The organism is Flavobacterium sp. AC274, assembly GCF_979258275.1.
This window is the reverse complement of sequence record NZ_OZ409852.1, coordinates 3,524,941-3,551,473: the sequence shown is the minus strand read 5'-3', so window position 1 is coordinate 3,551,473 and position 26,533 is coordinate 3,524,941. Positions and strand designations below refer to the sequence as shown.

The following is a 26,533-nucleotide window of genomic DNA, read 5'->3' as shown; positions in this document are numbered from 1 at the left end:
TTACCATGCGGTAAATGAATGTTTGATACAGTGAAGTATTTTTTTTAGGCTCAAAGTGGCAAAGGTACAAAGGCACAAAGATATTGAGAACCTACGCTTTTAATTTTAAGTTTGAAATTAAACCTTTGTACCTTTGCGCCTTTGTACCTTAACTAATATAATTCCAAATGTTTTTCTTCTTAGTTAATTCTATAAAAACAGCTTTTAGGGTTGCATGCTCAGGTTTTTGGAGTGGTGCGTCATTTTTTAAAACCATCATGGCATAATTTCTGGCTAGTGCCAAAATATCACGATCACGAACAATATCAGCAATTTGCAGATTTAAAACACCGCTTTGCTGAGTTCCCATTAAATCTCCGGGACCGCGAAGTTTAAGATCGACTTCGGCAATTTCAAAACCATCATTTGTTTGCACCATTGTTTCCATTCTCGTTTTACTGTCGGCACTTAATTTATGGCTTGTCATCAAAATACAATAACTCTGTTCGGCGCCACGACCCACGCGGCCACGCAGCTGGTGAAGCTGAGACAAACCAAAACGTTCGGCACTTTCGATAATCATAACACTGGCGTTGGGTACATTTACACCAACTTCAATCACAGTCGTTGCGACCATAATATTGGTTTTCCCTTCAGAAAAACGTTTCATTTCGGCATCCTTATCCGCAGGTTTCATTTTTCCGTGCAAGATTGAAATTGAATATTGAGGAAGCGGAAAATCACGTGAAATACTTTCGTAGCCATCCATCAAATCCTTAAAATCCATTTTTTCTGATTCCTGAATCAGCGGATAAACAATATAAATTTGTCTCCCTTTTGCAATTTCATCTTTCAGGAATTTCCAGACCTTCAATCGGTTACTATCAAATCGATGAACCGTCTGAATTGGTTTTCTGCCGGGAGGCAATTCATCAATAACAGAAATATCCAAATCGCCATATAAACTCATCGCCAAAGTTCTGGGAATAGGCGTGGCAGTCATCACCAAAACGTGTGGCGGAATATCATTTTTCTTCCACAGTTTAGAACGCTGTTCAACTCCAAAACGATGCTGTTCATCAATTACAGCCAAACCTAAATTTTTGAATTTTACTTTATCTTCCAACAAAGCATGCGTTCCAATCAAAATATGTAAACTGCCGTTTTCAAGTTCTTCATGAATTATTCTTCGGGCTGCTGTTTTGGTCGAACCCGTTAATATTTTTATGTTTAGGTTTAAAGTTGCAGCCAATTCTGATAAACCAATAAAATGCTGATTGGCAAGTATTTCTGTTGGTGCCATCAAACAAGCCTGAAACCCGTTATCGATTGCCAAAAGCATGCTTAAAAATGCCACAATTGTTTTTCCGGAACCTACATCACCCTGTAATAATCGGTTCATTTGGGCGTTACTTCCCATATCAGAACGGATTTCTTTAACCACACGTTTTTGTGCATTTGTAAGTTCAAAAGGCAAATGATTCTGGTAGAATTCATTAAAAAATTCACCAACTTTAGTAAACGGATGTCCCTTTATTTTATGTTTTCTAATGAGGTTTTTAGTGATTAATTGCAATTGAATAAAAAACAATTCTTCAAATTTCAATCGAAATTGGGCTTTCGCCAAAGCCTCAGTACTTTTTGGAAAATGAATATTGAATAAAGCGGCTTTTTTTGAAATCAGTTTTAATTCTTCGATTAAATAAGCTGGAAATGTTTCAGAAAATAATGCCTGGGTTTCAATAAACAATTGCTGCATCAATTTATTGATCGTTCGGTTCGAAATTCCGCGATTTGTGAGAGTTTCTGTTGAAGGATAAACAGGCTGCATCGCAGAACGAAGGCTTTTTTCGTGTTCGCTTAGCAACTCAATTTCCGGATGCGCCATACTAAACTGACTTCCGTAAAGAGAACATTTTCCAAAAATCACACAAACTTCATTTAGTTTTAGACTCTCACGAACCCATTTATGTCCCTGAAACCAATTCAGGTCAATTTGTCCTGTATCATCAACGAAAGTAGCAACTAAACGTTTTTTATTTTTTGCAAATTCAACCGTTTTAATATTGATGATTTTTCCAATAATCTGAACTTCAGAGCCTGTGTTTTGCAGTTCATTTATTTTATAATAGCGCGTTCTGTCAATATATCTATTTGGGAAAAAATTAATCAAATCTCCATATTTATGAATGCCCAATTCCTTACGAAGCAACTGACCACGGCTTGGACCAACACCTTTTAAGTATTCGATTGGGGTTTCGAGGAGATTATTAGACATTTTTTAGACTTCTTAGATTTTAGTCCCGAAACTTCGGGATAGACTTTAGAATATAGAAATTAAGAATATAGACAAAAGTCTTTACTCTATATTCTTTGTTCTATATTCTTTTCTCTTTAGGATAGCGAAGATAGATTTTAATTAGGAATTTTAAAAACGAATAATTACAATAAAAAAATGTAAGAAAAATATTGTTTTATATTTTTTTATTGTATTATTGTAAGATTAATTTTATACTAAACTATTAAACCAGCATCAAAATGAATAATAAAATTCTTTATTTACTAATTGTTTCATTCTTTTTGTTATCCAATTCAAATTTATCAGCACAAAGTCAAAACATTACCATTTTATCAATAGAAAATTCAGATAGAAGTGTTGATTTATTATATGAAAAGAAAAATCCGGGAAGTTATACACTAACCCTTGAATTTTCAAATTTAAGTAATTGTAATGTTAGTACTTACGAAAAAGTAGTAAGCGATGATTCAGGATTTATTATGAAACTTGAGCCATTAAATAAAGATCAGGATATTACTTATTCGATGCGATATTCTGCAACTTTAGGAGCTGTAAATCCAAAGATCGATAATTTATTTCGTTACATACTTCCTTTCAAAAATGGCAAAAAAATAAAAATATTTGAATCAGAATCTGCAGGTGAAAAATATTTTGGTTTGAAAAAGTCTGTAGATTGGAAATCGTATGCAGTAGCTTCAAATAAGCCAGATACAGTATATAGCATGAGAAAAGGTATTGTGGTTTTGATAGATAATCAATACAACGACAATTCTCTTTTAGACGCTCAATTTACTTCCAGAAGAAATCAAGTAGTGATAGAACATGAAGATGGAACTTTTGCAATGTATAAAGGTTTCCAAAAAGATGGAATCTTTGTAGAACTTGGACAGACAGTTAATCAACAGACTGAATTAGGAATAATTGAAAAATATAATTTGAAGAGCTATAGATTAGATTTTGATGTTTTTTATCTGTCTCAAGATGTTGTAAACTCACAAAACAACCAATCTTCACCTGATGCTAAAAATACATATCAATATTTTCCACCTGTTTTTTACACTCAGGATGGAAGAAAGCGCCTGGAATCTGGTAAAGAATATACTGTCTTTGTAAATGAAAATATTTAATAAAGAATTTAAAATCCGGTGAGAAAAAATTTATAAGAAAAAAATATTCTTTAAAGTGAAATTGTTTCTTTAATTGTTGCCAAAGTTTAAAAACTATATCTTTGAGTTTTAAATTTTGAAAAATGACAACACATTTAGCACTTCTACGCGGTATCAATGTTTCGGGGCACAATATGATGAAAATGGAAGCTTTGAAAACAATGTTAGAAAATATTGGTTTTCAAAACGTGAGAACGTATCTACAATCCGGAAATGTTTTTGTAGAAAGCGAAGAAGAAGCTTCAAAAGTGGGATTTATGATCAAGCAGGAAATTTTTAAAGTTTTTGGACACGAAGTTCCTACGATTGTGATTACGAAAAAAGATTTGGAATTGTGTTTTGAAAACAATCCGTTTTTTAAAGAAAAAGATATAGATACCAAAAAACTCTATGTTGCTTTTGTTTCAACTGTTTTGAAAAAAGAAAACATAAATGACCTAAAAATCAGTCAGTTTAAACCTGATGAAGCAAGTATAGACGGAAACAGAATTTTTATTAAATATGAAATTGGAGCCGGAAAAACCAGATTAGAAGGTAAATATATTGAGAAAAAACTAAATGTTATAGTAACAATGCGAAATTGGAATACGGTTACGAATTTGCTTAAAATGTATGATGAAAATTAGAAAATGTGTCAATTAGAAAATGAGATAATTACAAAGCGTTCTAAAATTATCAAATTGATACATTTTCTAATTGTCTAATTTAGTTTTTAGGTATCAAATCGCAATACCAAAATCCAAAATTAAAAGGATCGTCTGTATTTGTATCGCAGGCTGTATTTGAAGTATCTTCATTTCCGGATTTTTCATATTTTCTATAAACAATTTCTCCAATTTCAAAATTTATGGGTTCTGAAAAAATAGGTCCGTTAAAAGTAAAAGTATGGAATTCGCCGCTTTCTCCGCATACATCTACATTATCGGGTAAATCATTAATGAAATCCTGATCGATAATTCGCCCCACAAAACTTTTATCTAAATAACGTTCGTTTACGCAAACTACAATAGTTTTAAATCCCAAAGTAATAAATTCCTGTATTAAATTTTGCGTTGGAATTTTCCAGATAGGAAAAACACCTTCAAAACCAATTCTAGCCAATTGATCTTCACGATATTTTCGTAAATCTTCGAGAAAAATATCTCCAAAAACAGAATGTGTAATTCCTTCGTTCTTTAATTCCGTTAAAGTTTCTGTCATTACATTTTCGTAAACTTCCATGGATGGCATTTCCGGAATCTGTAAAATTTTTAATGGAATTCCGATGCTTTTCGATTGTGATTCTAACAATTCGACCCGAACACCATGCATTGAAATTCTCTGAAATTGCTGATTTACGCTTGTTAAAAGATATTCGATCTCATATTCAGGATTTTGAAGTATTTTATATAATGTAATTGCAGAATCTTTACCGCTGCTCCAATTGAATATGGCTTTTTTTTGTTTTGACACGATGTTGTAATTTTCTATCGTAAACATACAAATTTCATTCGATTTGTTGATTAAACCTTTGTAACTTTGGGATTTTGCCACAAATTTATTTTCAATGAAATACATCCTACTATTATTTACCACTTTCATATTTGCACAACAAACCCAATTTGTCGATTTTAAATCGGTAAACGGACAATTGAAATTAGATGCCAAAGAAAAATCTGTTTCAGGATCTGTAGATTATGAATTTGAGGTTCTAAAACCTTTGGATACCATAAAATTAGATGCCAAAAATATGGAATTTTCTAAGGTTGCAATCAACCAAAAAGAGGCGATTTTTGTTAATACAGGAAAACAATTGCAAATTATTTACAATTTTGAAAAAGGGCAAAATCATCTGACTTTTGATTATGTTGTAAAACCAAAACAGGCTTTGTATTTTGTATCTATCGAAAATGCTGAAGTTCAAATCTGGACACAAGGGCAGGGAAGATACACCAGCAATTGGTTTCCGAGCTTTGATGATGTGAATGAAAAATTGATTTTTAATCTGGGGATTACTTATAATAAAGAGTATCAGGTTGTTTCAAACGGAGTTTTGAAAGATAAATCGTCAAGCGGAGATTTAGTTCATTGGCAATACCAGATGAAAAATCCAATGAGTTCTTATTTATTGATGCTTGCCATTGGAAAATATGACAAGAAAGAATTGATTGCGAAATCTAAAATTCCGTTAGAATATTATCTGGAAAATAAGGATGTAAACCGTTTTGAACCTACATACAGATATTCGAAACGTATTTTTGATTTTTTAGAAAAAGAAATAGGGGTCAGTTATCCATGGGAAATTTACAGAGAAATTCCGGTTCGCGATTTTCTATATGCGGGAATGGAAAACACAACTGCAACACTCTTTGCAACCCGTTATGTGGTTGATTCAATTGGTTTTGAAGACCGAAATTATACTAATGTTGACGCGCATGAATTGGCACATCATTGGTTTGGAGATTTAATAACAGCTGAAAGCAGCACACATCATTGGCTGCAAGAAGGTTTTGCAACCTATTATGCTGCTTTGGCCGAAAGGGAAATTTATGGTGACGACTATTTTTACTCGAAATTATACGACACAGCTCAACAAATAAAATTTGCTTCGAGAACTGACACAATTCCGGTTTTAAATGCCAAAGCAAGCTCGCTTACTTTTTATGAAAAAGGTGCCTGGGCTTTATTTGTTTTACATGAATCAATTGGCGATAAAGCATTTAAGAATGCCGTAAAAAGTTATTTAAAAAAATATGCATATCAAAATGTGAATACTCAAAACTTCTTTGATGAAATTAAAAAGGTTTCGAATTTTGACCTCGTTCAGTTTCATAAAACCTGGTTAGAATCTACTGTTTTTGATACTCCTGCAGCAAATGCTTTGTTGAGTAAAAATAAAGCAATCCAAATTCGCTTAGAAGTTGATAAATTGAAAAAGACACCAATAGCAGAAAAGTTGGGTTTTTTAAGAAACACTTTGAAATCAGATGTTTATTATGCAGTTAAAGAAGCAATTGTTGATCAGTTAGAAAATGAAAAGTTTGAAGCAAAGAAAGAACTTTTGCTCATGGCTTTACAAACCAATAATATACAAATTCGGCAGGCTGTTGCGACTACTTTAACCAAAATCCCGGAAGAATTTAGATCAGAATATGAAACTTTATTAAATGATAAATCATATCAAACGCAGGAAATTGCTTTGTATTGGCTATGGAAAAATTTTCCGGATCATCGCACGGCTTACTTAGATAAATCAAAAAAATGGATAGGTTTTAATGATTATAATCTTCGTACTATGTGGCTTTCACTGGCGTTGTCAACTCCGGATTATGCTCCTAATTCAGAAGATTTAATTGCTGAACTAATTTCGTTTTCTTCTAATAAATATGAAGCTACGACACGACAAAATGCTCTTGATAAATTAATCGCATTTAAAATAATTAACGATCAGGTTCTCAGTAATTTGGTTAGTTCTACAACGCATCATATGTGGCAATTTTCGAAATTTGGAAGAGACACGATTCGATTTTTATTAAAAAAACCTGAAATGCGTGCTTCATTTGATAGAATTTTACCTAATTTGACCCCCGATGAACAGTTTCAATTGAATCGTTTGTTGAAGGAGTAGAAGAAAGAGAATGGAAAATAGAACAAAGAAAATAGAGCAAAGAAAATAGATTTTTGCGTGTAGCTTTTAGTCTTTTTTCTATATTCTTTACTCTATTCTCTAAAAAAAAGCCCAAAAACAAAATAAATACCTACATTAAATTTATGAGAGCATTGGTTATTTCAGGTGGTGGCAGCAAAGGCGCATTTGCCGGCGGAGTTGCACAATATTTAATAGAAGAAAAAAATCACGAATATGATTTGTTTCTGGGAACTTCAACAGGAAGTTTGCTGATTCCGCATTTAGCCTTGGGGCATATTAAAAAAATTCACTCTGTTTATACCAATGTTACCATGTCAAGTATTTTTAATATTTGTCCGTTTGTGGTTAAAAACAAAGATGGAGTTGATATTGTAACAATAAACCACTTTAATGTTTTGCGTCAGTTTTTTAAAGGGAAAAGAACATTTGGCGAAAGCAAAGGTTTAAGAAAATACATTAAGAATAATTTTAGCCTTACTGATTTTAATAAGCTGAAGAAACTGAATAATGATGTTATTATTACCGTAACCAATTTTACTAAAAACGAATCAGAATATAAATCTATAAAAGATTGTAGTTATGAAGAGTTTTGTGACTGGTCGTGGATTTCGAGTAATTATGTTCCGTTTATGAGTTTGGTTGAAAAGGACAATTGTGAATATGGTGATGGAGGATTTTCCAGTTTGGTTCCTATTCGTGAAGCCATTAACCGTGGAGCCACAGAAATTGATGTAATTATTTTGGAAACTGAAGTGAATATGGATAAAATGGTTATTGGAAAAAACCCGTTTTCGTTAATGATTGATTTGTTCCGAATTGCCCTGGATCAGGTAGAGAAACATGATATTGCTATAGGAAAACTTATGGCAAACAACAAAAATGTGAAACTTAACTTATATTATACTCCGACAAAACTTACAGATAATGCGCTTATTTTTAATAAAGAAGTAATGAAGGAATGGTGGGAGCAAGGTTATGAATATGCTCAGAATAAATCTGAGGTTATGAGTGATAATAGGTAATTTTAGATTGTTGATTTTAGATTTTAGATTGCTACGGTAATCTAAAATCTAAAATCTGAACTCTAAAATATTTTAATCCTACCACAGATCTGCAACCTCATTCTTAATATATCCCAAAGCAGCATTACTAGGAGATTGTTTCTCTAATAAATCATTCAAAATCACTTCACGTAATTTATCTGCGCTGTCAACACGGTCACTCATGGCAGCTTTACGAATAATTTGAATTGTTGAGTTTTTAGCTGTTGTGATGATTGTCCAACATTCATCAGACATGTAAATTTGTTGTGTTAAATTATGCTCGAATTCTTGTTCGATTTGGTCGATTACGAAGTTTTCATAATCGTGTTTTTCGTTTGAAATTGGCGCAATTCTAATCAATAATTTTGTTAGGTTGATACGCTCTAAATATAAAGTCATACGTTCGTAAGCCTGTAAACGTATCGGTAAAGATTGTTTCTGATATTCTTTATTCAATAAAAAAGCACGTTTTCTATCGTTGTTTTTAATATGTAATTCAAAAAAACTGTATGCTACAAATCCTGTCACAATGGCGGGTAGGGTATAACTGGCTAATTCTATAATTCTTGTAAAATCCATTTGAATAATTTTTCAACAAAAATATACTTTTTGAGGAGAAAACAACATTATTTTTATTGTAATAAATGAAATGGAAGTCTACTTTTGTGCACAATTCTTTAAACCTGCTGAAACCCAATAGAAATGGAATCATACATCATTGTTTTACTTTGTTTAGCTGCTTTTGCTGCAGGATTTATTGATGCCATTGTTGGCGGCGGCGGACTGATTCAAACACCAATGGGTTTGATTTTATTACCTAATCTACCGGTTTCAACCGTTATCGGAACTTTAAAATTACCTGCTTTTACCGGAACTGCTTTTGCAGCTTTTCAATATTTGAAAAAAGTAGTGATTCAATGGAAGTTGCTTTTGATAATGATGTGTTTGGCGGTTCCATCTGCGTTTTTAGGTTCTACGATTTTGACGATGGTAAGCAATGATTTTATGAAACCATTATTACTTATCGTTTTGTCGTTATTGTTTGTTTACACTTACGCAAAGAAAAATTTTGGTCAGCATGTTGAAAAAGACCATTCGGCAACAACTCAGATAATTTATGCAGTTGTAATTAGTGTAATTGTTGGTTTTTATGATGGTTTTATAGGTCCTGGAACGGGCAGTTTTTTTGTAGTTGCCTTTATCGCTTTATTGGGCTTTGATTTTTTGCATGCTTCTGCAAATGCCAAAATGGTAAATCTTGCCACTAATTTTGGTTCGATTTGCTTGTTTATGATAAAAGGAAAAATCATTTGGTCAATAGCAATTCCGATGGCAATTAGTAACGGACTAGGAGGATGGCTTGGTGCAAAACTGGCAATAAATAAAGGAAATGGTTTTATTCGAATTTTCTTTTTAGTTGTGGTAATTGGGACTTTGATACGTTTTGCTTATGATGTGTTTTTTAAATAGAGTTGCTAAGATACTAAGTTGCTAAGGTTCTAAGTTTTTAGCATGAATCTTAGAACTTTGGCAACTTAGAGGATCAGCAAGCTTGTTTAAAAGAAGCGAAATGTTTGAACTTAGCCCCGATAGAGGCGGTATCCTCGAAGTGAAACGAAGAGATATAGCCGAAAGCGGGAATGTAGCCTGAAAAAGAGCCCTTTGTTTTGCTTCGGACAATCTTTTATAATGACTTTATTCACTAATTTTAAAATATCTTAGCAACTTAGAACCTTAGTACCTTAGTATCTTTCTTTTTACATCTATAATTGCTATTTTTGCATTAAAAGGAGAAAAATTTCATGCAAAAATATATTGACCAGCTCAACGAAGCGCAACGAGAACCCGTTTTAAAGAAAGATGGGCCAATGATTATTATTGCTGGTGCAGGATCTGGAAAAACCCGTGTTTTAACAATTAGAATTGCTTATTTGATGGCGCAGGGTGTTGATGCATTCAACATTTTATCACTTACTTTTACGAATAAAGCAGCCCGTGAAATGAAACACAGGATTTCGGATATTGTGGGTGCAACTGAGGCTAAGAACTTATGGATGGGAACTTTTCACTCGATTTTTGCCCGTATACTGCGTTCAGAGTCAGATCATTTGGGTTATCCTTCCAATTTTACCATTTACGATTCACAGGATTCGGCGAGACTTATTTCTTCGATTATTAAGGAAATGCAGCTGGATCGTGATATTTATAAACCAAAACAGATTTTAGGCCGAATTTCGAGTTATAAAAACAGCTTGATTACGGTAAAAGCCTATTTTAATAATCCTGAACTTGTTGAAGCCGATGCAATGGCAAAAAGACCAAGATTGGGTGAGATTTACCAGCAATATGTAGAGCGCTGTTTTAAAGCCGGTGCGATGGATTTTGATGATTTATTATTGAAAACCAATGAATTGCTGACTCGTTTTCCAGAAGTTTTGGCGAAATATCAAAATCGTTTCCGTTATATTTTGGTTGATGAGTACCAGGATACAAATCATTCTCAGTATTTGATTGTTAGGGCTTTATCAGATAAATTTCAGAATATTTGTGTGGTTGGAGATGATGCCCAGAGTATTTATGCTTTCCGCGGCGCGAACATTAATAATATCCTGAATTTCCAGAAGGATTATGAAGGTGTTGTAATGTTTCGTTTGGAGCAAAATTACCGTTCGACACGAAATATTGTTGAAGCGGCAAACACTATCATGGAGCATAATAAAACCAAACTGGATAAAGTAGTTTGGACAGCGAATGATTTTGGAGCAAAAATCAAAGTTCATCGTAGTTTGACCGATGCCGAGGAAGGACGTTTTGTAGCGAGTACCATTTTTGAACAGAAAATGCAAAATCAGCTTCATAACGGAGCTTTTGCAATTTTGTATCGTACTAATGCTCAGTCGCGTGCGATGGAAGATGCTTTAAGAAAACGTGATATTCCGTATAGAATTTATGGCGGATTGTCTTTTTATCAACGTAAAGAAATCAAGGATGTTTTGTGCTATTTGCGTTTGATAATTAATCCGAAAGATGAAGAAGCGTTGATTCGTGTGATCAATTATCCGGCGCGTGGAATTGGAGATACAACTGTTGAAAAACTAACTATTGCTGCCAATCATTACAAACGCTCGATTTGGGAAGTAATGGTGAATATTGATAAAATTGATTTGAAACTGAACACGGGAACAAAAAATAAATTGAATGATTTTGTGACAATGATTCAGAGTTTTCAGGTAATCAATGAAAATCAGGATGCTTTTTATATTACAGATCATGTGGCTAAAAAAACAGGTCTGGTTCAGGAATTAAAGAAAGATGCTACGCCGGAAGGAATGGCAAAAATTCAGAATATCGAAGAACTTTTAAATGGTATAAAAGATTTTACTGAAGGACAAAGAGAAATTGACGGGGCAAGAGGAGCACTTTCTGAATTTATGGAAGATGTGGCACTTGCAACAGATTTGGATAAAGATACAAGTGATGAAGATCGTGTGGCTTTGATGACAATTCACTTGGCAAAAGGGCTTGAATTTCCACATGTATTTGTAGTGGGTATGGAAGAAGATTTGTTTCCGAGTGCGATGAGTATGAGTACCAGAAGTGAATTGGAAGAAGAACGTCGTTTGTTTTATGTAGCTTTGACCCGTGCAGAGCATCAGGCGTATTTAACTTACGCACAATCTCGTTACCGTTGGGGAAAATTGACAGACAGCGAACCATCTCGTTTTATTGAAGAAATTGATCCGCAATATTTAGAATATTTAACGCCTGCAGAAAGTAATTATCGTTATAAACCAATGATTGATGGTGATATTTTTGGTGATGTTGATAAATCAAAATTACGATTAGCAAAACCGGTTGGTGGAACTCCGCCAAAACACATTACGGATAACGAGTCAAAACCTGATTTGAATATTCGAAAACTAAAACCTGTTGCTGGAAATGCGCCAACTTCTACCGGTGCAAATTTATTCGACAGTAAATTAACGGTTGGAAATGTTGTTATGCATGAACGTTTTGGTAAAGGTGAAGTTGTTAATCTTGAAGGTGTTGGTGCTGATAAAAAAGCTGAAATAAAATTTGAGGTTGGTGGAATTAAAAAGCTATTGCTGCGATTTGCAAAGTTGGATGTTATAGGGTAAAAAAAGTTTCAAGTTTCAGGTTGCTTGACTTTGAAGATAAATTTAACCGCAAAGTTCGCAAAGATTTACGCAAAGTTCAGCAAATAAATTAAGCTGTGTTTACTTTAAAGTTCACAAAGCTTTGCGTTTATTTTGTAAAACTTAGGGAACTTTGCGGTTAAACGGACTTGAATAAACTTTGGAACCTGAAACAAAATTAAATTTTAAACAAAATTAAAAAATGGCCGAATTTATAAAAATATATCCTGATAAACCTAGTGAAGCTGCAATTGCAAAAGTTGTAAAAGTGCTTAAAAATGGAGGTTTGGTAATTTATCCAACAGATACTGTTTACGGTTTGGGCTGCGATATTACCAATTCTCGTGCTTTGGAGAAAATCGCAAAAATTAAAGGAGTGAAGTTAGAAAAAGCAAATTTTTCATTCATTTGTCATGACTTGAGTAATTTATCAGATTATGTGCGTCAGATTGATACTTCTACTTTTAAAATTCTAAAAAGAGCTTTGCCTGGACCTTATACATTTATTTTACCCGGTAATAATAATTTACCAAAAGAATTTAAAAAGAAAACTACTGTTGGTATTCGTGTTCCTGATAATAATATTGCTTTGGAAATTGTTCGCCAATTAGGAAATCCAATTGTTTCGACTTCTATTCGTGATGAAGATGATGTAATTGAATATACAACAGATCCTGAGTTAATTTTTGAGAAATGGCAAAATCTGGTTGATATGGTAATTGATGGTGGTTATGGGGATAATGTTGGTTCGACAATTATAGATTTATCTGAACATGAACCCGTTATTGTAAGAGAAGGAAAGGGTGATATCGATATTTTGTAAAAAAATACTGAAATAGTATAATTATTTAAAATATTTAACTAATTTTAGGATAGTTAAAATTTAGTTAGTTAATTTAAAAATAATGCTATTCTTAATTAACATTTAATTGGTTATTAAAAAGAGTTAAGAGTAAAATAAAAGCAGGTCAATTGACCTGCTTTTTGTATATTCTATAAAATGAAAAGCCAGATTATTTAGCTTGTTTTTTCATTTCTTTTTCAATCATATCGTAGAATTGATCGATTTTTGGCATAACAACAATACGAGTTCTTCTGTTACGTGCTTTGTTTTCAGGAGTATCGTTTGCAACTAATGGAATGTATGAACTTCTACCAGCAGCAATTAATTTTGCAGGATTAACACCAAGGTCATTTGTTAATACACGAACGATAGAAGTAGAACGTTTAACACTTAAATCCCAGTTGTCTAACAAAACTCCGTTGCTTTTGTAAGGAACGTTATCTGTGTGACCTTCAACCATACATTCAAAATCAGGTTTGTCGTTTACAACTTTTGCAACTTTAGCTAAAACGCCTTTTGCTGCATCAGTTACGTCATAACTTCCACTTTTAAATAACAATTTATCAGCGATAGAGATGAATACAACTCCTTTTTCAACATTGATTTCGATATCCGGATCGTTGATTCCAACTGCACCTTTTAAACTTGTAACTAATGCTAAAGTTACACTGTCTTTTTTAGTAAGCGCATCTTGAAGTCTAGAGATTTTTAAATCTTTTTCTTTTAAGCTTTCTAAAGATTTTTCAAGGTTTTCAGCACCTTTTGTAGTTAAAACTGTTAAATCTTTCGAGCTGTTAATTAAGTCTTGATTGTGTGCTTTATAACTTTCAGCTGTTGCTGCTAATCCTGCTTTTTCTTCTAGACAAGAATTTAATTTAACTGTGCAAGAGTTTAATAAATCTTGTGTCTCTTTTTGTTTAGCTTCAAGCGCCGCATATTCCTTTTTCGATACACACGAAGTTAAGGCCATTAATACTGATAGTGCGATAACTATTTTTCTCATAGGTATTATATTTAATTAAACGTTGATTACAAATTTAGTTTTTAATATTTTGATTACTGTTAAAGATTTCCTTAAATACAGTCAATTTCTTAATGTAATACAAGTAAACGATACTTTTTACGGTATAGTATTGCTGTATCTGAAAATCTTTTCGCTCGCGTAAATATTTTAAAGATATACAATAAAATGAAAAATGCGCTTTTAAAATAGCAAAAGTATGTTTAAATTTTCCTTGCGTAAGAAAACGGATGCCGGCAATACCATCCAAAATCATTCGGAAGAAAATCACAAAAAACAAACCCTTTTTGGGTAAATTTTTGACTAACATCAATAGTGAATTTCTGAAATTCAAAAATGTTTTTTTAGGGTTTCCTTGTTGTAATGTAGCACCTCCAACATGATAAACAACTGATTGTGAGTTGTATTTAATTATATGACCTTCATTTGCAGCGCGCCAGCATAAATCAATTTCTTCCTGATGTGCAAAAAAAGTTTCATCAAATCCTTTTAATTCATCATAAACCTCTTTTCGAATAAAAAAACAAGCCCCGGATGCCCAGAATAACTCGCAATTATCATCGTATTGACCGTTGTCTTTCTCTAGTGTATCAAAAATTCTTCCGCGACAAAATGGAAAACCATATTTGTCTATAAAACCACCTGCTGCACCGGCATATTCAAAATATTCCTTGTTTTTAAAATCCAGGATTTTAGGCTGAATTATAGCGGTTTGTTTTTCAGAATCAAAGGTATCAATAATAGGTTTTAGCCAATTTTCTGTTACTTCAATATCAGAATTAACTAAGGCATAAATTTCTGCATTTACCTCTTTCAGGGCATCATTGTAGCCTTTTGCAAAACCGTGATTACCGCTGTTTTTTATGATTTTTATTGTTGGAAAATTTTGCCTGACAAAATCTATCGAATTATCTGTAGAAGCATTATCTGCAACATATATAGTGGCTTCCTCTGAAAATTGAATTATTGAAGGTAAAAATTGTTCCAACAATTTAACTCCGTTCCAATTTAAAATGACAACAGCTATTTTATCCAAAAGTATTTTTTATTATTTAGTAAATTTCTTTATAATCCGGTAAAGATTTTAAAAACTCATATTTTTCGTTTTCAAAATCCATCTGACAGTAATAATGAGTCAGACCATTTGTGACTTTCAAAAATCGTGCCTGCATTGTCATATTATAACGGGCAATTTGATCAAAAGTTGCTTGTGATATTTTTACCTCTGGAGCTTTGCACTCTACCAATATATGTATAGAACCATCCGAATTAAAAACTACAATATCATACCGTTTTCGTAATCCGTTGATTGTTAAAACTTTCTCTACATTTATGAGTGATTTTGGGTATTTTTTTTCATTCATTAAATAATGAACAACATGTTGGCGAACCCATTCTTCGGGAGTAAGAATGATAAATTTTTTCCTGATTTCATCAAAAATAGACACTTTATTTTCGCTATTTTTGAATCGGAAAGTATATGAAGGAAAATTTAGCTTTAACATAAAGCAAAAATATAAAATAAGTTTAAAGATTATGGTTTTCAATCTGAAATCTGAAGTCTAAAATCTGCAATCAAAATTAAATGGACGAAGTTGTAAAAATTGTTAATGATATAAAGGCAGGAAATATAAAACCAATTTATTTTTTAATGGGCGAGGAGCCTTATTATATCGATAAATTATCTGAATATATTGAACAAAATATACTTTCTGAAGAAGAGAAAGGATTCAATCAGACTGTTTTATACGGAAGAGATGTTTCTGTTGAAGATATAGTTTCAACGGCCAAGCGCTATCCTATGATGTCTGATCGTCAAGTTGTTATCGTGAAAGAAGCACAAGATTTATCCAGAACAATTGATAAAATCGAATCGTATGTAAATAACCCAATGGAAACAACTGTTTTGGTTTTTTGCTACAAATATAAAACGCTTGACAAACGTAAAAAAGTCACTAAATTATTAGCGCAAAACGGAATTGTTTACGAAAGTAAAAAATTGTACGAAAACCAGGTTGGTGATTGGATTAAGCGCGTTTTGGCTGGAAAAAAATACACAATTGATCCAAAAGCAAATGCCATGCTGGTGGAGTTTTTAGGAACTGATTTGAGTAAAATTAATAATGAACTGGAGAAACTTCAAATCATTTTGCCGCAAGGAACGATGATTACGCCACAACATATTGAAGAAAATATTGGTTTTAGTAAAGATTACAATGTTTTTGAACTTAGAAAAGCAATTGGTGAACGTAATCAATTGAAAGCCTATAAAATTGCAGAAAATTTTGCCCATAATCCTAAAGAATATCCTTTGGTAATGACAACCGGACTGGTTTTTGGATTTTTTGTTCAGCTTTTAAAATACCACGGACTTAAAGATAAAAATCCTAAAAACGTAGCGGCGGCAATTGGCGTAAATCCTTATTTTTTAAAGGAATATGATTTGGCAATTAAAAATTATCCGATGCGAAAAGTGAGTCAGATTATTGGGGCTTTGCGTGATGTAGATGTTAAAAGTAAAGGAGTAGGAGCAAATGCTTTACCACAATCAGATTTACTAAAAGAAATGCTTTACAAAATATTTAATTAAGCCGTTAAAATTCACGATATTTGCCTTTCTAAAAATTTTACTACTTAAAAATAATAATTACACAATTATGGGAATGAATAAAAATACCGTTTTAGGATGGGCTACTTTTATAATGATACTTATGGGATTATTGCTTATAGGTCTTGGCGCTTTTAGATACAGAGATGTTTCAGGCTGGGGGTTTGTAGCAGTAGGTGTTGGTTTTTTTGCTAATGCCTGGGTTTTTAATGCATTAAAAGGTAGAGTCTAAAAAATATTAATTGCAAAAATCAATTGCAATACACAATCAATAGAAAATAATTAATTAAAATAAAAACAAACAAATGTCAGACGATAAGAAAGTAATTTTCTCAATGCAGAAATTGAGTAAGACCTATCAGGGAGCAGACAAACCAGTACTTAAAAATATTTACCTGAGTTTCTTTTATGGTGCTAAAATTGGTATTTTAGGACTTAATGGTTCAGGAAAATCTTCTTTATTAAAAATTATTGCAGGAGTTGATAAAAACTATCAGGGAGATGTTGTTTTTCAACCTGGTTACACTGTAGGTTATTTAGAACAGGAACCAATTCTTGATGATTCTAAAACAGTTATCGAAATTGTTCGTGAAGGAGCTGCTGAAACTATGGCAGTTTTGGAAGAATACAATCAAATTAATGATTTATTCGGTCTTGAAGAAAACTATTCCGATCCTGATAAAATGGATAAGTTGATGGATCGTCAGGCTGCTTTGCAAGATAAAATTGATGCTCTTGGTGCCTGGGAAATCGATACAAAATTAGAAATCGCAATGGATGCATTGCGTACACCAGAAGGTGATACACCAATTAAAAACCTTTCTGGAGGTGAGCGTCGTCGTGTAGCTTTATGTCGTTTGTTGTTGCAACAACCTGATGTATTACTTCTTGATGAGCCTACCAACCACCTTGATGCTGAGTCTGTTCTATGGTTAGAGCAACATTTGGCACAATATGCAGGAACTGTAATTGCGGTAACGCACGATAGATATTTCCTAGATAATGTTGCTGGTTGGATTTTAGAGCTAGATAGAGGAGAAGGTATTCCGTGGAAAGGAAATTATTCTTCTTGGTTAGACCAAAAATCAAGCCGTATGGCACAAGAAGAAAAAGTAGCTTCTAAACGTAGAAAAACGTTGGAACGCGAGTTGGACTGGGTTCGTCAGGGAGCAAAAGGCCGTCAGACAAAACAAAAAGCACGTTTACAGAACTACGATAAATTATTAAACGAAGACCAAAAACAGCTGGATGAAAACTTGGAAATCTATATTCCAAATGGTCCACGTTTAGGTACGAATGTTATTGAAGCAAAAAATGTAGCCAAAGCTTTTGGAGATAAATTATTATATGATAATTTAAATTTCACTTTGCCACAAGCCGGAATTGTTGGAATTATCGGACCGAACGGTGCTGGTAAATCGACCATTTTTAAAATGATTATGGGTGAACAAAAAACGGATAGCGGAGAATTTTCTGTTGGAGAAACGGTTAAAATCGCTTATGTAGATCAGTCGCACTCTAATATTGATCCGAATAAATCAATCTGGGAAAACTTCGCCGATGGTCAGGAATTGATTATGATGGGTGGAAAACAAGTAAACTCAAGAGCTTATTTATCTCGTTTTAACTTTGGTGGCGGAGAGCAAAATAAGAAAGTTTCAATGCTTTCAGGTGGTGAGCGTAACCGTTTGCACCTTGCAATGACTTTGAAAGAAGAAGGAAACGTACTTTTATTAGATGAGCCTACGAATGATTTAGATGTAAATACACTTCGTGCTCTTGAAGAAGGTTTAGAGAATTTTGCTGGATGTGCCGTTATTATTTCGCACGACAGATGGTTCTTAGACAGAATTTGTACGCACATTCTAGCTTTCGAAGGAGATTCTGAAGTTTATTATTTCGAAGGAGGTTTCTCTGAATACGAAGAAAATAAAAAGAAACGTTTAGGTGGCGATTTAACTCCAAAACGTTTGAAATACAGAAAGTTGATTAGGTAGTTTCTGATGAATTTTTAAATTAAAAATCCCAAATTCCAATTATAAAGATTGAAGTTTGGGATTTTTTATTGGAAAATTTCACCCAAATGTCACTCTGAGCGAAGTCGAAGAGTAAGGAGCTATTTCCTGCTATCCGCTCGTATCTTTTATTTTTTCTAAAGAAAAAAATAAAAGGATACCGCTTCTATCAGGGCTAGGGCACTAGGTTTCATAAGAATTTTTTCTATCAATCGTATTCTATGTCAGACTGAGCGAAGTAGAAGTCCCGCAAAGAAATAATGTAAAGTATATATTAAGATTGTAGAGCTACTTACGAAGATCCCTCGTTCCTCGGGATGACATAAAATGAGAATAAAAAATAAATAAAATCTGTGTAAATCGGCTTTATCCGTAAAAATCCGTGGACCGATTTTTATAAAAACTTTGCCTTCAATTCCGGAGTAGGAATCATACAGTTTTCTTTTTTACCATACCATTTGTAGCGGTTTTTAGCAATGTAATCATAAATATAGTTTCGAAGTTTTTCCGGGAATATTTTTAAAACAGAAATCAAACTATAAATTCCGCCAAGTTCTTCCGCAATTTCAATAGCCGCCGTTGATTTATAATAATAAGCAACACCAGGATTGTATAAAATGATACTATCAATCTTATTTTGGTCAACACCAATATATTTACAAATCTCAATTCCCAATTCTGATTGCAATGCTACAAAACGAAAAATATCTTTTTTATCATGTTTGATGATAAACTGAACTGAACTGTTGCATAAATTGCAAACACCATCGAAGAGGATTATTTTTTTGTTTTCTGGAAGATTTTGCATTTTGTATATTTTAGGTAAAACTTTGACAAAGCTGGATACGTTTTGTCATTTCTGAGAAGATTGTGTTTTTTCAATGTATCGATTAATTCTATTAAAACTAAAATTATTATAAATTCTATAAATCAAAAAACGCGTCCATAAACTGTTTATAATTAATTTTATAAAAAATTACATCTTCCAAATCGTATTTTTTAAAATCAGTTCTTAAATCGCCTTATTTTAATTTTTGACTAAAATTTGACATTTCAATGCTGAAAAACCCCAACAGAAAACTGAATACTTATTTCTTCCCGGCTTCAACAAATTCCAATTCATCCAAACTTACTTTCGAAGTAAAAATCCCGTAATTTACGGTTGCTTTATTTTTTTCGATAGAATCAATACTTCCAACAGATCTTCCGTCAAGCATTCTTACTCTGTCGCCAACTTTTAAAATTGGTTTTGGTTTTTCGATAACGGGTTTAAGTTTCTTTTCTTTTTTCTCTTTTCTGATTTCTTCAACTTGAACTGAAACTTCGGCAATAACTTCTTTTTTCTTTTCGATTATAGCTTTGGCTTCTTTTGGAGTAGCTTTTTTACGTTTTGAATTTTCAATTTCTATGATTTTCAAAAATTCTCCAATAAGTTCTTTTTTGTTTTTATTGTTGAAATATTTCTCTGAAATATCTTCGATTTTCTGACCAATGTAAATTGTTTTCTGGTTGCTGTCATATAATTCCTGATAGCTTTCCAGTTTCTGTTTGATTTTTACATTGATGTTCTCCATCTTTTTGCTTTCTTCACGAGCTCTTGTTTCTTCTTCTTTAAGATTTATAGAAGTTTTTTCCAATTTAGATCGCTCTTTTTGAAGTGTTGCAATGGTTTTATCAAAACGAACTTTTCCAACTTCGATTTTCTTTTTGGCACGATTAATCAATCCAAACGGAATTCCATTTTTCAAGGCAACTTCAAAAGTAAAGGAGCTTCCAGCCTGACCTAAAGCCAGTTTATACATAGGCTCAAGCGATTTTTCATCAAACATCATATTCGCATTTGTAGCAAAAGGCAATTCGTTTGCAAGGATTTTCAAGTTTGAATAATGCGTTGTGATAATTCCGAAAGCTTCACGATGGTAAAATTCTTCCAAGAAAATTTCAGCCAAAGCTCCACCCAATTCAGGATCAGAACCAGTACCAAATTCATCAATTAAAAACATGGTTTTCTTGTTGCATTTTTTAAGAAAATAATTCATGTTTTTTAATCGGTAACTGTAAGTACTCAGGTGATTTTCAATAGATTGATTATCTCCAATATCCGTTAAAATCCTATCAAATAAGAAAGTTTCACTGCGCTCGTGAACCGGAATCAACATCCCTGATTGCAACATCAATTGCAACAAACCAACCGTTTTAAGCGAAATTGTTTTTCCTCCCGCATTAGGTCCTGAAATTACAATAATTCGGTTATCTTGTTTTAATTCAATTGTTTGCGGATGTGTAACTTCGTTTTTTTGTTTGTTATTCAAATATAAAATAGGATGATACGCTTCTCTGAAAAACAATCTTCTTTCTTCAGTAATAGTTGGTAAGATTCCGTTGATTCTGTTAGCGTATTTAGCCTTTCCTGCAACAACATCAATATCACTTAAAAACTCCTGATATTCAATTAATATTGGTAAAAACGGACGAATCTGATTTGATAATTGCTTTAGAATTCTGGTAATCTCTTCTTTTTCTTCGTATTCAAGATTCGCTAATTCTCTCGAATATTGTAATGTAGCTTCAGGTTCGATGTAAGCAATGCTTCCTGTTTTAGAACTTCCTAAAATAGAGCCTTTTACTTTACGGCGATACATGGCTAAAACGGCTAAAACGCGTCGGTTTTGAACAAAACTTTCTTTGATATCATCTAAATAACCTAAACTATTGTTGTGGGTAAGAGCAACTCCAAAACTTTGGTTTACTTTTCCGCGAACGATATTCATATTCTGACGAATACTCAATAAAGCAGGCGAAGCATTGTCTTTGATTTCTCCATATTTGTCTACAATAGCATCAATAAGAGTAACAATATCTTTAGTATATTCTACTCTTGAAGCTCTTGCATTTAAATTAGGATAATAATCGTCGAATTTTTTTAGGAAATTCAATAAAAAATTTGCTGTTGATGAAAGCGTTGCAATTTTTCTAAAACTTCCAACTTCCAGGAAACTGTCTTCAATAGCCAGAAATTTTATTTCATGCGTGATGGCATCAAATCCGTGATTTGGAATTGCGTTATTATTTTCAAAAGACGAAACATATTCTGATGTTTGCATTAAAGCCTGCATCAAAGTTTCTTTATCTCTAAATGGTGTTATTTGTAAAGCTTTTTCTTTTCCAATATCGTTATTACAGCCTGCAGAAATGGTTTCGAGAACTGTTGGAAATTGTAAATCTTGTAATGTTTTTTCGGTAATACTAATCATTTAATTCCTTTAATAAAGTACGTACAAAAGTACAAAAATAGTATGATTGAATTCGACAAACTTATTGCCTAAATTTTATGGCTTTGTAAATATGATTTTACTTAAAAATTTCTGAAATTCGCAATAAAAATTATCATGGACATAAAAATGCATTCTTCGTGGAAACCAGTTTTAAATGAAGAATTTGAAAAATCCTATTTCAAAGAATTAATAGACTTTGTGAAATCTGAATATACAACCAAGGTCTGTTATCCAAAAGGCGGACAAATTTTTTCAGCTTTTGATCATTGTCATTTTGATCAGGTAAAAGTTGTTATTATAGGTCAGGATCCTTATCATGGACCTAATCAGGCCAATGGATTATGTTTTTCGGTTAATGACGGAATTCCGTTTCCTCCATCTCTTCAGAATATCTTTAAAGAAATCGAAACTGATTTAAATAAGCCAATGCCTAAAACAGGTAATCTGGAGCGTTGGGCAGATCAGGGAGTTTTTCTCTTAAATGCTACTTTAACAGTTCGACAAGCCGAAGCAGGAAGTCATCAGGGAAAAGGCTGGGAGAAATTTACAGATGCTGTTATTAAACAAATTTCTGCTGAAAAGGAGAATGTTGTGTTTTTACTTTGGGGAGGTTTTGCACAAAAGAAAACCGCTTTGATTGATGCATCAAAGCATCATATTTTAAAGTCGGGGCATCCATCACCTTTAAGTGCAAATAGAGGATTTTGGTTTGGAAACAAACATTTTAGCCAGACGAATGAATTTTTGAAATCGAAGGGAATGAAAGAGATTGATTGGTAATAAGGGTAGATTCTCAAATGAATTTAAAGTTATCTTAGTTGTTTTTCTTTAATTTTTCATATTTGTAATAATTATTAATCAGAAAAAAGCTTTTAAAATAATTGTCTAAAAATTTATTTTTGAAATTCAATTATTAAATTTAAATCACTTATAATCAAAGAGATTATCTTTGTTTTTTGGTTTTAATAATAAAAATTAGCTTTAAAATTTAAATCTATTTTTTTGGTGTAAACTAGGTTTTGTAGTGGTTAAAACTACTTTTGCATTTTTGATAAAAATGCCACCTATGAAACAAAAACTACTTTTAATTTTTCTTTTTTTTCTTTTTATATTTCTTCTGCACAAGAAATAATTATTGTTCCTTCTAATCAGTATAATATTGACATCAACAAGTCACTCATTGTAACCAATCTGGGCGTAAATTATGTTAACACTACATGGGAAGGTCAAAAAACTTCTATCACTTTGGATATTAATTATAATTTTGAAGTTCCTGTTAGTGTAATTAAGGTAGGGACTCCATATAGCTTAATTAATCCTAGCGATAGCAAAAAATACATTCTTTATTTTACCGCATTGCCTTTAATTACAATTACTGCTAATAGTGAAATTGTAAATGAACCTAATGTATTAGGTAATTTTAAATTAATTGAGAGCAATCAAAACATTATAACTTCTGATATAGGAATACAACTTAGAGGAGCTTACTCACAAAGTTTACCTAAAAAATCCTTTGAAATTGAATTTTGGGAAGATCAAAATGGTACCGAAACTCATGATGTTAGCTTATTGGGCATGCATTCTGATGATAGTTTTAATTTGCAAGCAATGTATAATGAATCTCTTAGGTTTCATAGTAAAACTAATAATGATTTATGGAAAATGATACACGAGCCATATTACCTGAATTTAGAACCGGAAGTAGTAAGTGGCATTGAAATGAAATATGCAGAACTATTTTTAAATGGTGAATATAGAGGGATATATTGTGTTGGTGAAAAAGTAAATAGAAAATTATTGAAATTAAAAAAACATAATGGAAATATAAGAGGGGAACTCTACAAAGGAGATCAATGGGGAAATAGTTCAACTTTTACATCTTTAATTCCATATAATAATGATGACTTATTATGGGGTGGTCTGGAGTACAAACATCCAAAAGAAGTAACAGATTGGAGTAATTTATATCAATTTGTTGATTTCGTGATAAATGAGACAAATAGTAATTTTTATGCTGAGTATAAAACTAAATTTGATCTCAAAAATGCAGTTGATTATTTTATATTTCTTAATTTACTTAGAGCTACAGACAATAGAGGAAAAAATTTATATATAGCAAAGTATACTGCAAATGAACCTTATTTCTATGTTCCATGGGATCTGGACGGAACTTTCGGAACTATATGGAATGGCCAACATGAAAATATTACAAATGACTTATTATCTAACGGATTTTATAATAGGCTTTTAAACGACTGTTCAGCTAATGGTTTTCGTGAAACGCTAAATTTGAGATGGCAGGAATTAAGAAGTAAATTAATTACTCATGATAAGTTAATGGATATGCTTACAAGTAATTATAATATCCTGAAAGAAAATGGAATTTATGAAAGAGAGCATCTTGCCTGGCCAGATTATAATGCTAATGAAAATGAAATAGATTATATTTCTAATTGGCTAACCAACCGATTGTCATATTTAGATATTAAATTTTCTGAAACTTGTAATACTTTGGATGTAGCAACATTTGATCAGGTTTCTAAAACTTTAGTTTATCCAAATCCAACTTCGGATATTATTAACATTAGTACAATTGATAACCTCAGTCATTATTTATCGTTATACGATGGTACTGGAAGATTAATATTCTCAAAAAAATCCGAAGGCAATCAGGATCAAATTTCAATTAAAGATTTAAGCAAGGGAATTTACTATCTTAAAATAGTAGATTCTGAAAATAAAGTTGATGTGAAAACTATTATAAAAGAAAAGTAAAAAAGAAAGCCAGTTATAATTAACTGGCTTTCTTTTTTACTTTTTAACAATCTCGTCTAAAACAGCTTTGTTTTCGTAGTTAATTACTTTTAAAATAATTTCTTGATTCTTAACTGTTTTTCCTTCTATAATGTAAAGTTTTCCTTTTTTTAGCGGCACATTACTTTGGTCAAAATCAACATCTCCGTAAGTCAATGTGTTTTTTACATCTGCGGTATCAACCCATTTTTCGTTCAAAGTTTGAATTGCTTTATCAGAATATTGAAAAGGTTTGGTTCTTAAGTTATTTAAAACTCTGGCATTTGGAAAATAATTGCAACGGGTATCTTTTCCGCTAAAAACAAGGGCTACAAAAAAGCATCCCATAATAAGACCAATTAAATAATAAGCAAAACGATGTACGAACTTCATGAGTAAATTTTTTGGCAAAGGTACATTAAAGTTCTTTTAAAATACAAGTAAATTAATATCGTTATCCGGTAAATCAAACCATTCGCCAATTGCTTTATTTGTTAGGATTCCGTGGTATAAGTAAACCCCGTTTTTAAGTCCTTTATTGCATCTGATCGAACTTTCTAAACCGCCCTCTTCGGCAATTTGAAGTAAGTAAGGAGTTAAGATGTTACTTATTGATAATGAAGCAGTTTTGGAATATCTTGACGGGATATTTGGCACGCAATAATGCAAAACATTACTCTTTATAAAAGTTGGTTTTTCGTGTGTAGTAACTTCCGAAGTTTCAAAACAGCCACCAGTATCAATACTAACGTCTACAATTACGGCACCTTTTTTCATATGCTCTACCATTGTTTCTGTAACAATAATCGGGCAGCGTTCTTTACCGCGCATTGCACCAATAGCAACATCGCAACGTCTTAAAGCTTTTAATAGTGCTTTTTGCTGAACTGTAGAAGTAAAAATTCTTTGATTCAAATTATTTTGTAAACGACGTAATTTTGTAATCGAATTATCAAAAACTTTTACGTTTGCACCAAGACCAATTGCGGTTTTTGCTGCAAACTCGCCAACCGTTCCGGCACCTAAAATTACAACTTCGGTAGGAGGAACGCCGGTAATATTTCCGAATAAAAGCCCTTTTCCAAACTCATCTGTAATCATTAATTCTGATGCAATTAGGATAGAAGCTGTTCCTGCAATTTCGCTTAAAGATTTTACGGCCGGGTAAGAACCGTCTTCATCTTTGATATATTCAAATGCAAGTGCTGTTATTTTTTTCTGCGCTAACGCTTCAAAGTATTCTTTCTTTTTGGTTTTTAACTGAATAGCCGAAATTATAATCGTTTCGGGATTAATCATTTTGATTTCAGCCAGAGTAGGCGGCTCAACTTTAAGCAACATTGGGCAGCCAAAAACTTTTTTAGTGTCTTTTGTTACTTCCGCGCCTGCGTCGCTATACTCTTTGTCAGAATAGCTTGAACTTTCTCCGGCTCCTGACTCGATCATAACGCGGTGTCCTTCGTATGTTAACGAATTTACTGCGTCTGGTGTCAGGCAAATACGACGTTCCTGATAACTAGTTTCCTTCGGTATTCCTATGAAAAGTTCTCTTTTAAATCGGCCAACTTCAAGCTTTTCTTCTTGTGGCAACAATTGTTGTTTCGTAAATGGAGTTAAGGTTATTGACATGGGTTGTGCGAAAAATTAGAGGTACAAATTACGTAAAAAGTTTTAAAATTAGTGCAAATTTTCTGCTAATACTAAA

Annotated in this window: 22 protein-coding genes; 12 read left to right on the top strand and 10 right to left on the bottom strand. The window is 32.5% G+C overall.

Annotated elements, in window-relative coordinates; all coding sequences use genetic code 11:
• Window positions 1-148: 148 nt before the first annotated feature.
• Window positions 149-2,257 carry an ATP-dependent DNA helicase RecG gene (recG, locus tag ACZZZT_RS15830; protein WP_073394140.1) on the bottom strand — a complete coding sequence of 703 codons (2,109 nt, stop codon included), beginning with the start codon at window positions 2,255-2,257 and terminating at the stop codon, window positions 149-151.
• Between the two features lie 260 nt (window positions 2,258-2,517).
• Between recG and ACZZZT_RS15825 the strand changes: the two genes are divergently transcribed.
• Both ACZZZT_RS15825 and ACZZZT_RS15820 read left to right on the top strand, forming a co-directional pair.
• Window positions 2,518-3,405: a hypothetical protein gene (locus ACZZZT_RS15825; protein ID WP_463461089.1), complete on the top strand. Its 888-nt coding sequence runs from the start codon at window positions 2,518-2,520 to the stop codon at window positions 3,403-3,405.
• A gap of 122 nt (window positions 3,406-3,527) precedes the next feature.
• Complete coding sequence (locus tag ACZZZT_RS15820; RefSeq protein WP_463461088.1) at window positions 3,528-4,070, top strand: DUF1697 domain-containing protein; 543 nt, start codon at window positions 3,528-3,530, stop codon at window positions 4,068-4,070.
• Between the two features lie 79 nt (window positions 4,071-4,149).
• Here ACZZZT_RS15820 and ACZZZT_RS15815 read toward each other — a convergent pair whose 3' ends face one another.
• Window positions 4,150-4,923, bottom strand: a complete 774-nt coding sequence (locus tag ACZZZT_RS15815) for a Dph6-related ATP pyrophosphatase (protein WP_463462445.1) — start codon at window positions 4,921-4,923, stop codon at window positions 4,150-4,152.
• 67 nt (window positions 4,924-4,990) lie between these two features.
• On the opposite strand from ACZZZT_RS15815, the gene ACZZZT_RS15810 reads away from it, so the two are divergent.
• Together ACZZZT_RS15810 and ACZZZT_RS15805 are read left to right on the top strand one after the other, a co-directional pair.
• Entirely contained in the window at window positions 4,991-7,051 is a 2,061-nt protein-coding gene (locus tag ACZZZT_RS15810; RefSeq protein WP_463461087.1) for a M1 family metallopeptidase, read from the top strand.
• Between the two features lie 143 nt (window positions 7,052-7,194).
• The gene (locus tag ACZZZT_RS15805) at window positions 7,195-8,094 is read left to right on the top strand and encodes a patatin-like phospholipase family protein (protein ID WP_042567064.1); all 900 of its coding nucleotides are present in this window, start codon (window positions 7,195-7,197) and stop codon (window positions 8,092-8,094) included.
• Window positions 8,095-8,172: 78 nt separating this feature from the next.
• Here ACZZZT_RS15805 and ACZZZT_RS15800 read toward each other — a convergent pair whose 3' ends face one another.
• The gene (locus ACZZZT_RS15800; RefSeq protein ID WP_463461086.1) at window positions 8,173-8,694 is read right to left on the bottom strand and encodes a DUF7935 family protein; all 522 of its coding nucleotides are present in this window, start codon (window positions 8,692-8,694) and stop codon (window positions 8,173-8,175) included.
• Window positions 8,695-8,817: 123 nt separating this feature from the next.
• Here ACZZZT_RS15800 and ACZZZT_RS15795 point away from each other — a divergent pair, with 123 nt between their 5' ends.
• The 3 genes from ACZZZT_RS15795 (at window position 8,818) to ACZZZT_RS15785 (ending at window position 13,095) form a co-directional block, all read left to right on the top strand.
• Window positions 8,818-9,585, top strand: coding sequence for a sulfite exporter TauE/SafE family protein (locus ACZZZT_RS15795; RefSeq protein ID WP_463461085.1), 768 nt, complete (start codon window positions 8,818-8,820; stop codon window positions 9,583-9,585).
• Between the two features lie 332 nt (window positions 9,586-9,917).
• Window positions 9,918-12,254, top strand: coding sequence for an ATP-dependent helicase (locus tag ACZZZT_RS15790; RefSeq protein ID WP_463461084.1), 2,337 nt, complete (start codon window positions 9,918-9,920; stop codon window positions 12,252-12,254).
• Window positions 12,255-12,474: 220 nt separating this feature from the next.
• Window positions 12,475-13,095 carry an L-threonylcarbamoyladenylate synthase gene (locus tag ACZZZT_RS15785; protein ID WP_042567057.1) on the top strand — a complete coding sequence of 207 codons (621 nt, stop codon included), beginning with the start codon at window positions 12,475-12,477 and terminating at the stop codon, window positions 13,093-13,095.
• Window positions 13,096-13,285: 190 nt separating this feature from the next.
• On the opposite strand, the gene ACZZZT_RS15780 is transcribed toward ACZZZT_RS15785, so the two are convergent.
• The 3 genes from ACZZZT_RS15780 to ACZZZT_RS15770 are packed head-to-tail and all read right to left on the bottom strand — an operon-like array spanning window position 13,286 to window position 15,642.
• Window positions 13,286-14,119 (bottom strand): OmpA/MotB family protein, encoded by an 834-nt coding sequence (locus ACZZZT_RS15780; protein WP_042567056.1) that lies wholly within the window; start codon window positions 14,117-14,119, stop codon window positions 13,286-13,288.
• Between the two features lie 34 nt (window positions 14,120-14,153).
• On the bottom strand, window positions 14,154-15,173 hold the full coding sequence (locus ACZZZT_RS15775; protein ID WP_073394147.1) for a glycosyltransferase family 2 protein: 1,020 nt from the start codon (window positions 15,171-15,173) through the stop codon (window positions 14,154-14,156).
• Between the two features lie 16 nt (window positions 15,174-15,189).
• Window positions 15,190-15,642, bottom strand: coding sequence for a type I restriction enzyme HsdR N-terminal domain-containing protein (locus ACZZZT_RS15770; protein WP_073394148.1), 453 nt, complete (start codon window positions 15,640-15,642; stop codon window positions 15,190-15,192).
• Between the two features lie 80 nt (window positions 15,643-15,722).
• On the opposite strand from ACZZZT_RS15770, the gene holA reads away from it, so the two are divergent.
• The 3 genes from holA (at window position 15,723) to ettA (ending at window position 18,742) form a co-directional block, all read left to right on the top strand.
• Entirely contained in the window at window positions 15,723-16,727 is a 1,005-nt protein-coding gene (holA, locus tag ACZZZT_RS15765) for a DNA polymerase III subunit delta (RefSeq protein ID WP_463461083.1), read from the top strand.
• 67 nt (window positions 16,728-16,794) lie between these two features.
• Window positions 16,795-16,977, top strand: coding sequence for a CAL67264 family membrane protein (locus tag ACZZZT_RS15760; protein WP_035666747.1), 183 nt, complete (start codon window positions 16,795-16,797; stop codon window positions 16,975-16,977).
• Window positions 16,978-17,050: 73 nt separating this feature from the next.
• Window positions 17,051-18,742, top strand: coding sequence for an energy-dependent translational throttle protein EttA (ettA, locus tag ACZZZT_RS15755; RefSeq protein ID WP_042567052.1), 1,692 nt, complete (start codon window positions 17,051-17,053; stop codon window positions 18,740-18,742).
• A 412-nt stretch (window positions 18,743-19,154) separates the two neighbouring features.
• Here ettA and ACZZZT_RS15750 read toward each other — a convergent pair whose 3' ends face one another.
• Both ACZZZT_RS15750 and ACZZZT_RS15745 read right to left on the bottom strand, forming a co-directional pair.
• On the bottom strand, window positions 19,155-19,568 hold the full coding sequence (locus ACZZZT_RS15750) for a thiol-disulfide oxidoreductase DCC family protein (protein ID WP_463461082.1): 414 nt from the start codon (window positions 19,566-19,568) through the stop codon (window positions 19,155-19,157).
• Window positions 19,569-19,848: 280 nt separating this feature from the next.
• Entirely contained in the window at window positions 19,849-22,014 is a 2,166-nt protein-coding gene (locus tag ACZZZT_RS15745) for an endonuclease MutS2 (RefSeq protein WP_302096070.1), read from the bottom strand.
• A gap of 135 nt (window positions 22,015-22,149) precedes the next feature.
• Here ACZZZT_RS15745 and ACZZZT_RS15740 point away from each other — a divergent pair, with 135 nt between their 5' ends.
• Together ACZZZT_RS15740 and ACZZZT_RS15735 are read left to right on the top strand one after the other, a co-directional pair.
• The gene (locus ACZZZT_RS15740; protein WP_463461081.1) at window positions 22,150-22,815 is read left to right on the top strand and encodes a uracil-DNA glycosylase; all 666 of its coding nucleotides are present in this window, start codon (window positions 22,150-22,152) and stop codon (window positions 22,813-22,815) included.
• Window positions 22,816-23,280: 465 nt separating this feature from the next.
• Window positions 23,281-24,810 carry a CotH family protein gene (locus tag ACZZZT_RS15735; RefSeq protein ID WP_463461080.1) on the top strand — a complete coding sequence of 510 codons (1,530 nt, stop codon included), beginning with the start codon at window positions 23,281-23,283 and terminating at the stop codon, window positions 24,808-24,810.
• A gap of 36 nt (window positions 24,811-24,846) precedes the next feature.
• On the opposite strand, the gene ACZZZT_RS15730 is transcribed toward ACZZZT_RS15735, so the two are convergent.
• Together ACZZZT_RS15730 and ACZZZT_RS15725 are read right to left on the bottom strand one after the other, a co-directional pair.
• Window positions 24,847-25,221, bottom strand: a complete 375-nt coding sequence (locus ACZZZT_RS15730) for a DUF4258 domain-containing protein (RefSeq protein ID WP_302096073.1) — start codon at window positions 25,219-25,221, stop codon at window positions 24,847-24,849.
• 36 nt (window positions 25,222-25,257) lie between these two features.
• Complete coding sequence (locus tag ACZZZT_RS15725; protein WP_042567047.1) at window positions 25,258-26,457, bottom strand: alanine dehydrogenase; 1,200 nt, start codon at window positions 26,455-26,457, stop codon at window positions 25,258-25,260.
• Between the last annotated feature and the right edge of the window lie 76 nt (window positions 26,458-26,533).

Excerpts from the sequence above, each read along its gene's own strand:
- recG (WP_073394140.1), bottom strand. The coding sequence starts at position 2,257 with ATGTCTAATAATCTCCTCGAAACCCCAATCGAATACTTAAAAGGTGTT.
- ACZZZT_RS15825 (WP_463461089.1), top strand. The coding sequence starts at position 2,518 with ATGAATAATAAAATTCTTTATTTACTAATTGTTTCATTCTTTTTGTTA.
- ACZZZT_RS15820 (WP_463461088.1), top strand. The coding sequence starts at position 3,528 with ATGACAACACATTTAGCACTTCTACGCGGTATCAATGTTTCGGGGCAC.
- ACZZZT_RS15815 (WP_463462445.1), bottom strand. The coding sequence starts at position 4,923 with ATGTTTACGATAGAAAATTACAACATCGTGTCAAAACAAAAAAAAGCC.
- ACZZZT_RS15810 (WP_463461087.1), top strand. The coding sequence starts at position 4,991 with ATGAAATACATCCTACTATTATTTACCACTTTCATATTTGCACAACAA.
- ACZZZT_RS15805 (WP_042567064.1), top strand. The coding sequence starts at position 7,195 with ATGAGAGCATTGGTTATTTCAGGTGGTGGCAGCAAAGGCGCATTTGCC.
- ACZZZT_RS15800 (WP_463461086.1), bottom strand. The coding sequence starts at position 8,694 with ATGGATTTTACAAGAATTATAGAATTAGCCAGTTATACCCTACCCGCC.
- ACZZZT_RS15795 (WP_463461085.1), top strand. The coding sequence starts at position 8,818 with ATGGAATCATACATCATTGTTTTACTTTGTTTAGCTGCTTTTGCTGCA.
- ACZZZT_RS15790 (WP_463461084.1), top strand. The coding sequence starts at position 9,918 with ATGCAAAAATATATTGACCAGCTCAACGAAGCGCAACGAGAACCCGTT.
- ACZZZT_RS15785 (WP_042567057.1), top strand. The coding sequence starts at position 12,475 with ATGGCCGAATTTATAAAAATATATCCTGATAAACCTAGTGAAGCTGCA.
- ACZZZT_RS15780 (WP_042567056.1), bottom strand. The coding sequence starts at position 14,119 with ATGAGAAAAATAGTTATCGCACTATCAGTATTAATGGCCTTAACTTCG.
- ACZZZT_RS15770 (WP_073394148.1), bottom strand. The coding sequence starts at position 15,642 with ATGTTAAAGCTAAATTTTCCTTCATATACTTTCCGATTCAAAAATAGC.
- holA (WP_463461083.1), top strand. The coding sequence starts at position 15,723 with ATGGACGAAGTTGTAAAAATTGTTAATGATATAAAGGCAGGAAATATA.
- ACZZZT_RS15760 (WP_035666747.1), top strand. The coding sequence starts at position 16,795 with ATGGGAATGAATAAAAATACCGTTTTAGGATGGGCTACTTTTATAATG.
- ettA (WP_042567052.1), top strand. The coding sequence starts at position 17,051 with ATGTCAGACGATAAGAAAGTAATTTTCTCAATGCAGAAATTGAGTAAG.
- ACZZZT_RS15750 (WP_463461082.1), bottom strand. The coding sequence starts at position 19,568 with ATGCAAAATCTTCCAGAAAACAAAAAAATAATCCTCTTCGATGGTGTT.
- ACZZZT_RS15745 (WP_302096070.1), bottom strand. The coding sequence starts at position 22,014 with ATGATTAGTATTACCGAAAAAACATTACAAGATTTACAATTTCCAACA.
- ACZZZT_RS15740 (WP_463461081.1), top strand. The coding sequence starts at position 22,150 with ATGGACATAAAAATGCATTCTTCGTGGAAACCAGTTTTAAATGAAGAA.
- ACZZZT_RS15730 (WP_302096073.1), bottom strand. The coding sequence starts at position 25,221 with ATGAAGTTCGTACATCGTTTTGCTTATTATTTAATTGGTCTTATTATG.
- ACZZZT_RS15725 (WP_042567047.1), bottom strand. The coding sequence starts at position 26,457 with ATGTCAATAACCTTAACTCCATTTACGAAACAACAATTGTTGCCACAA.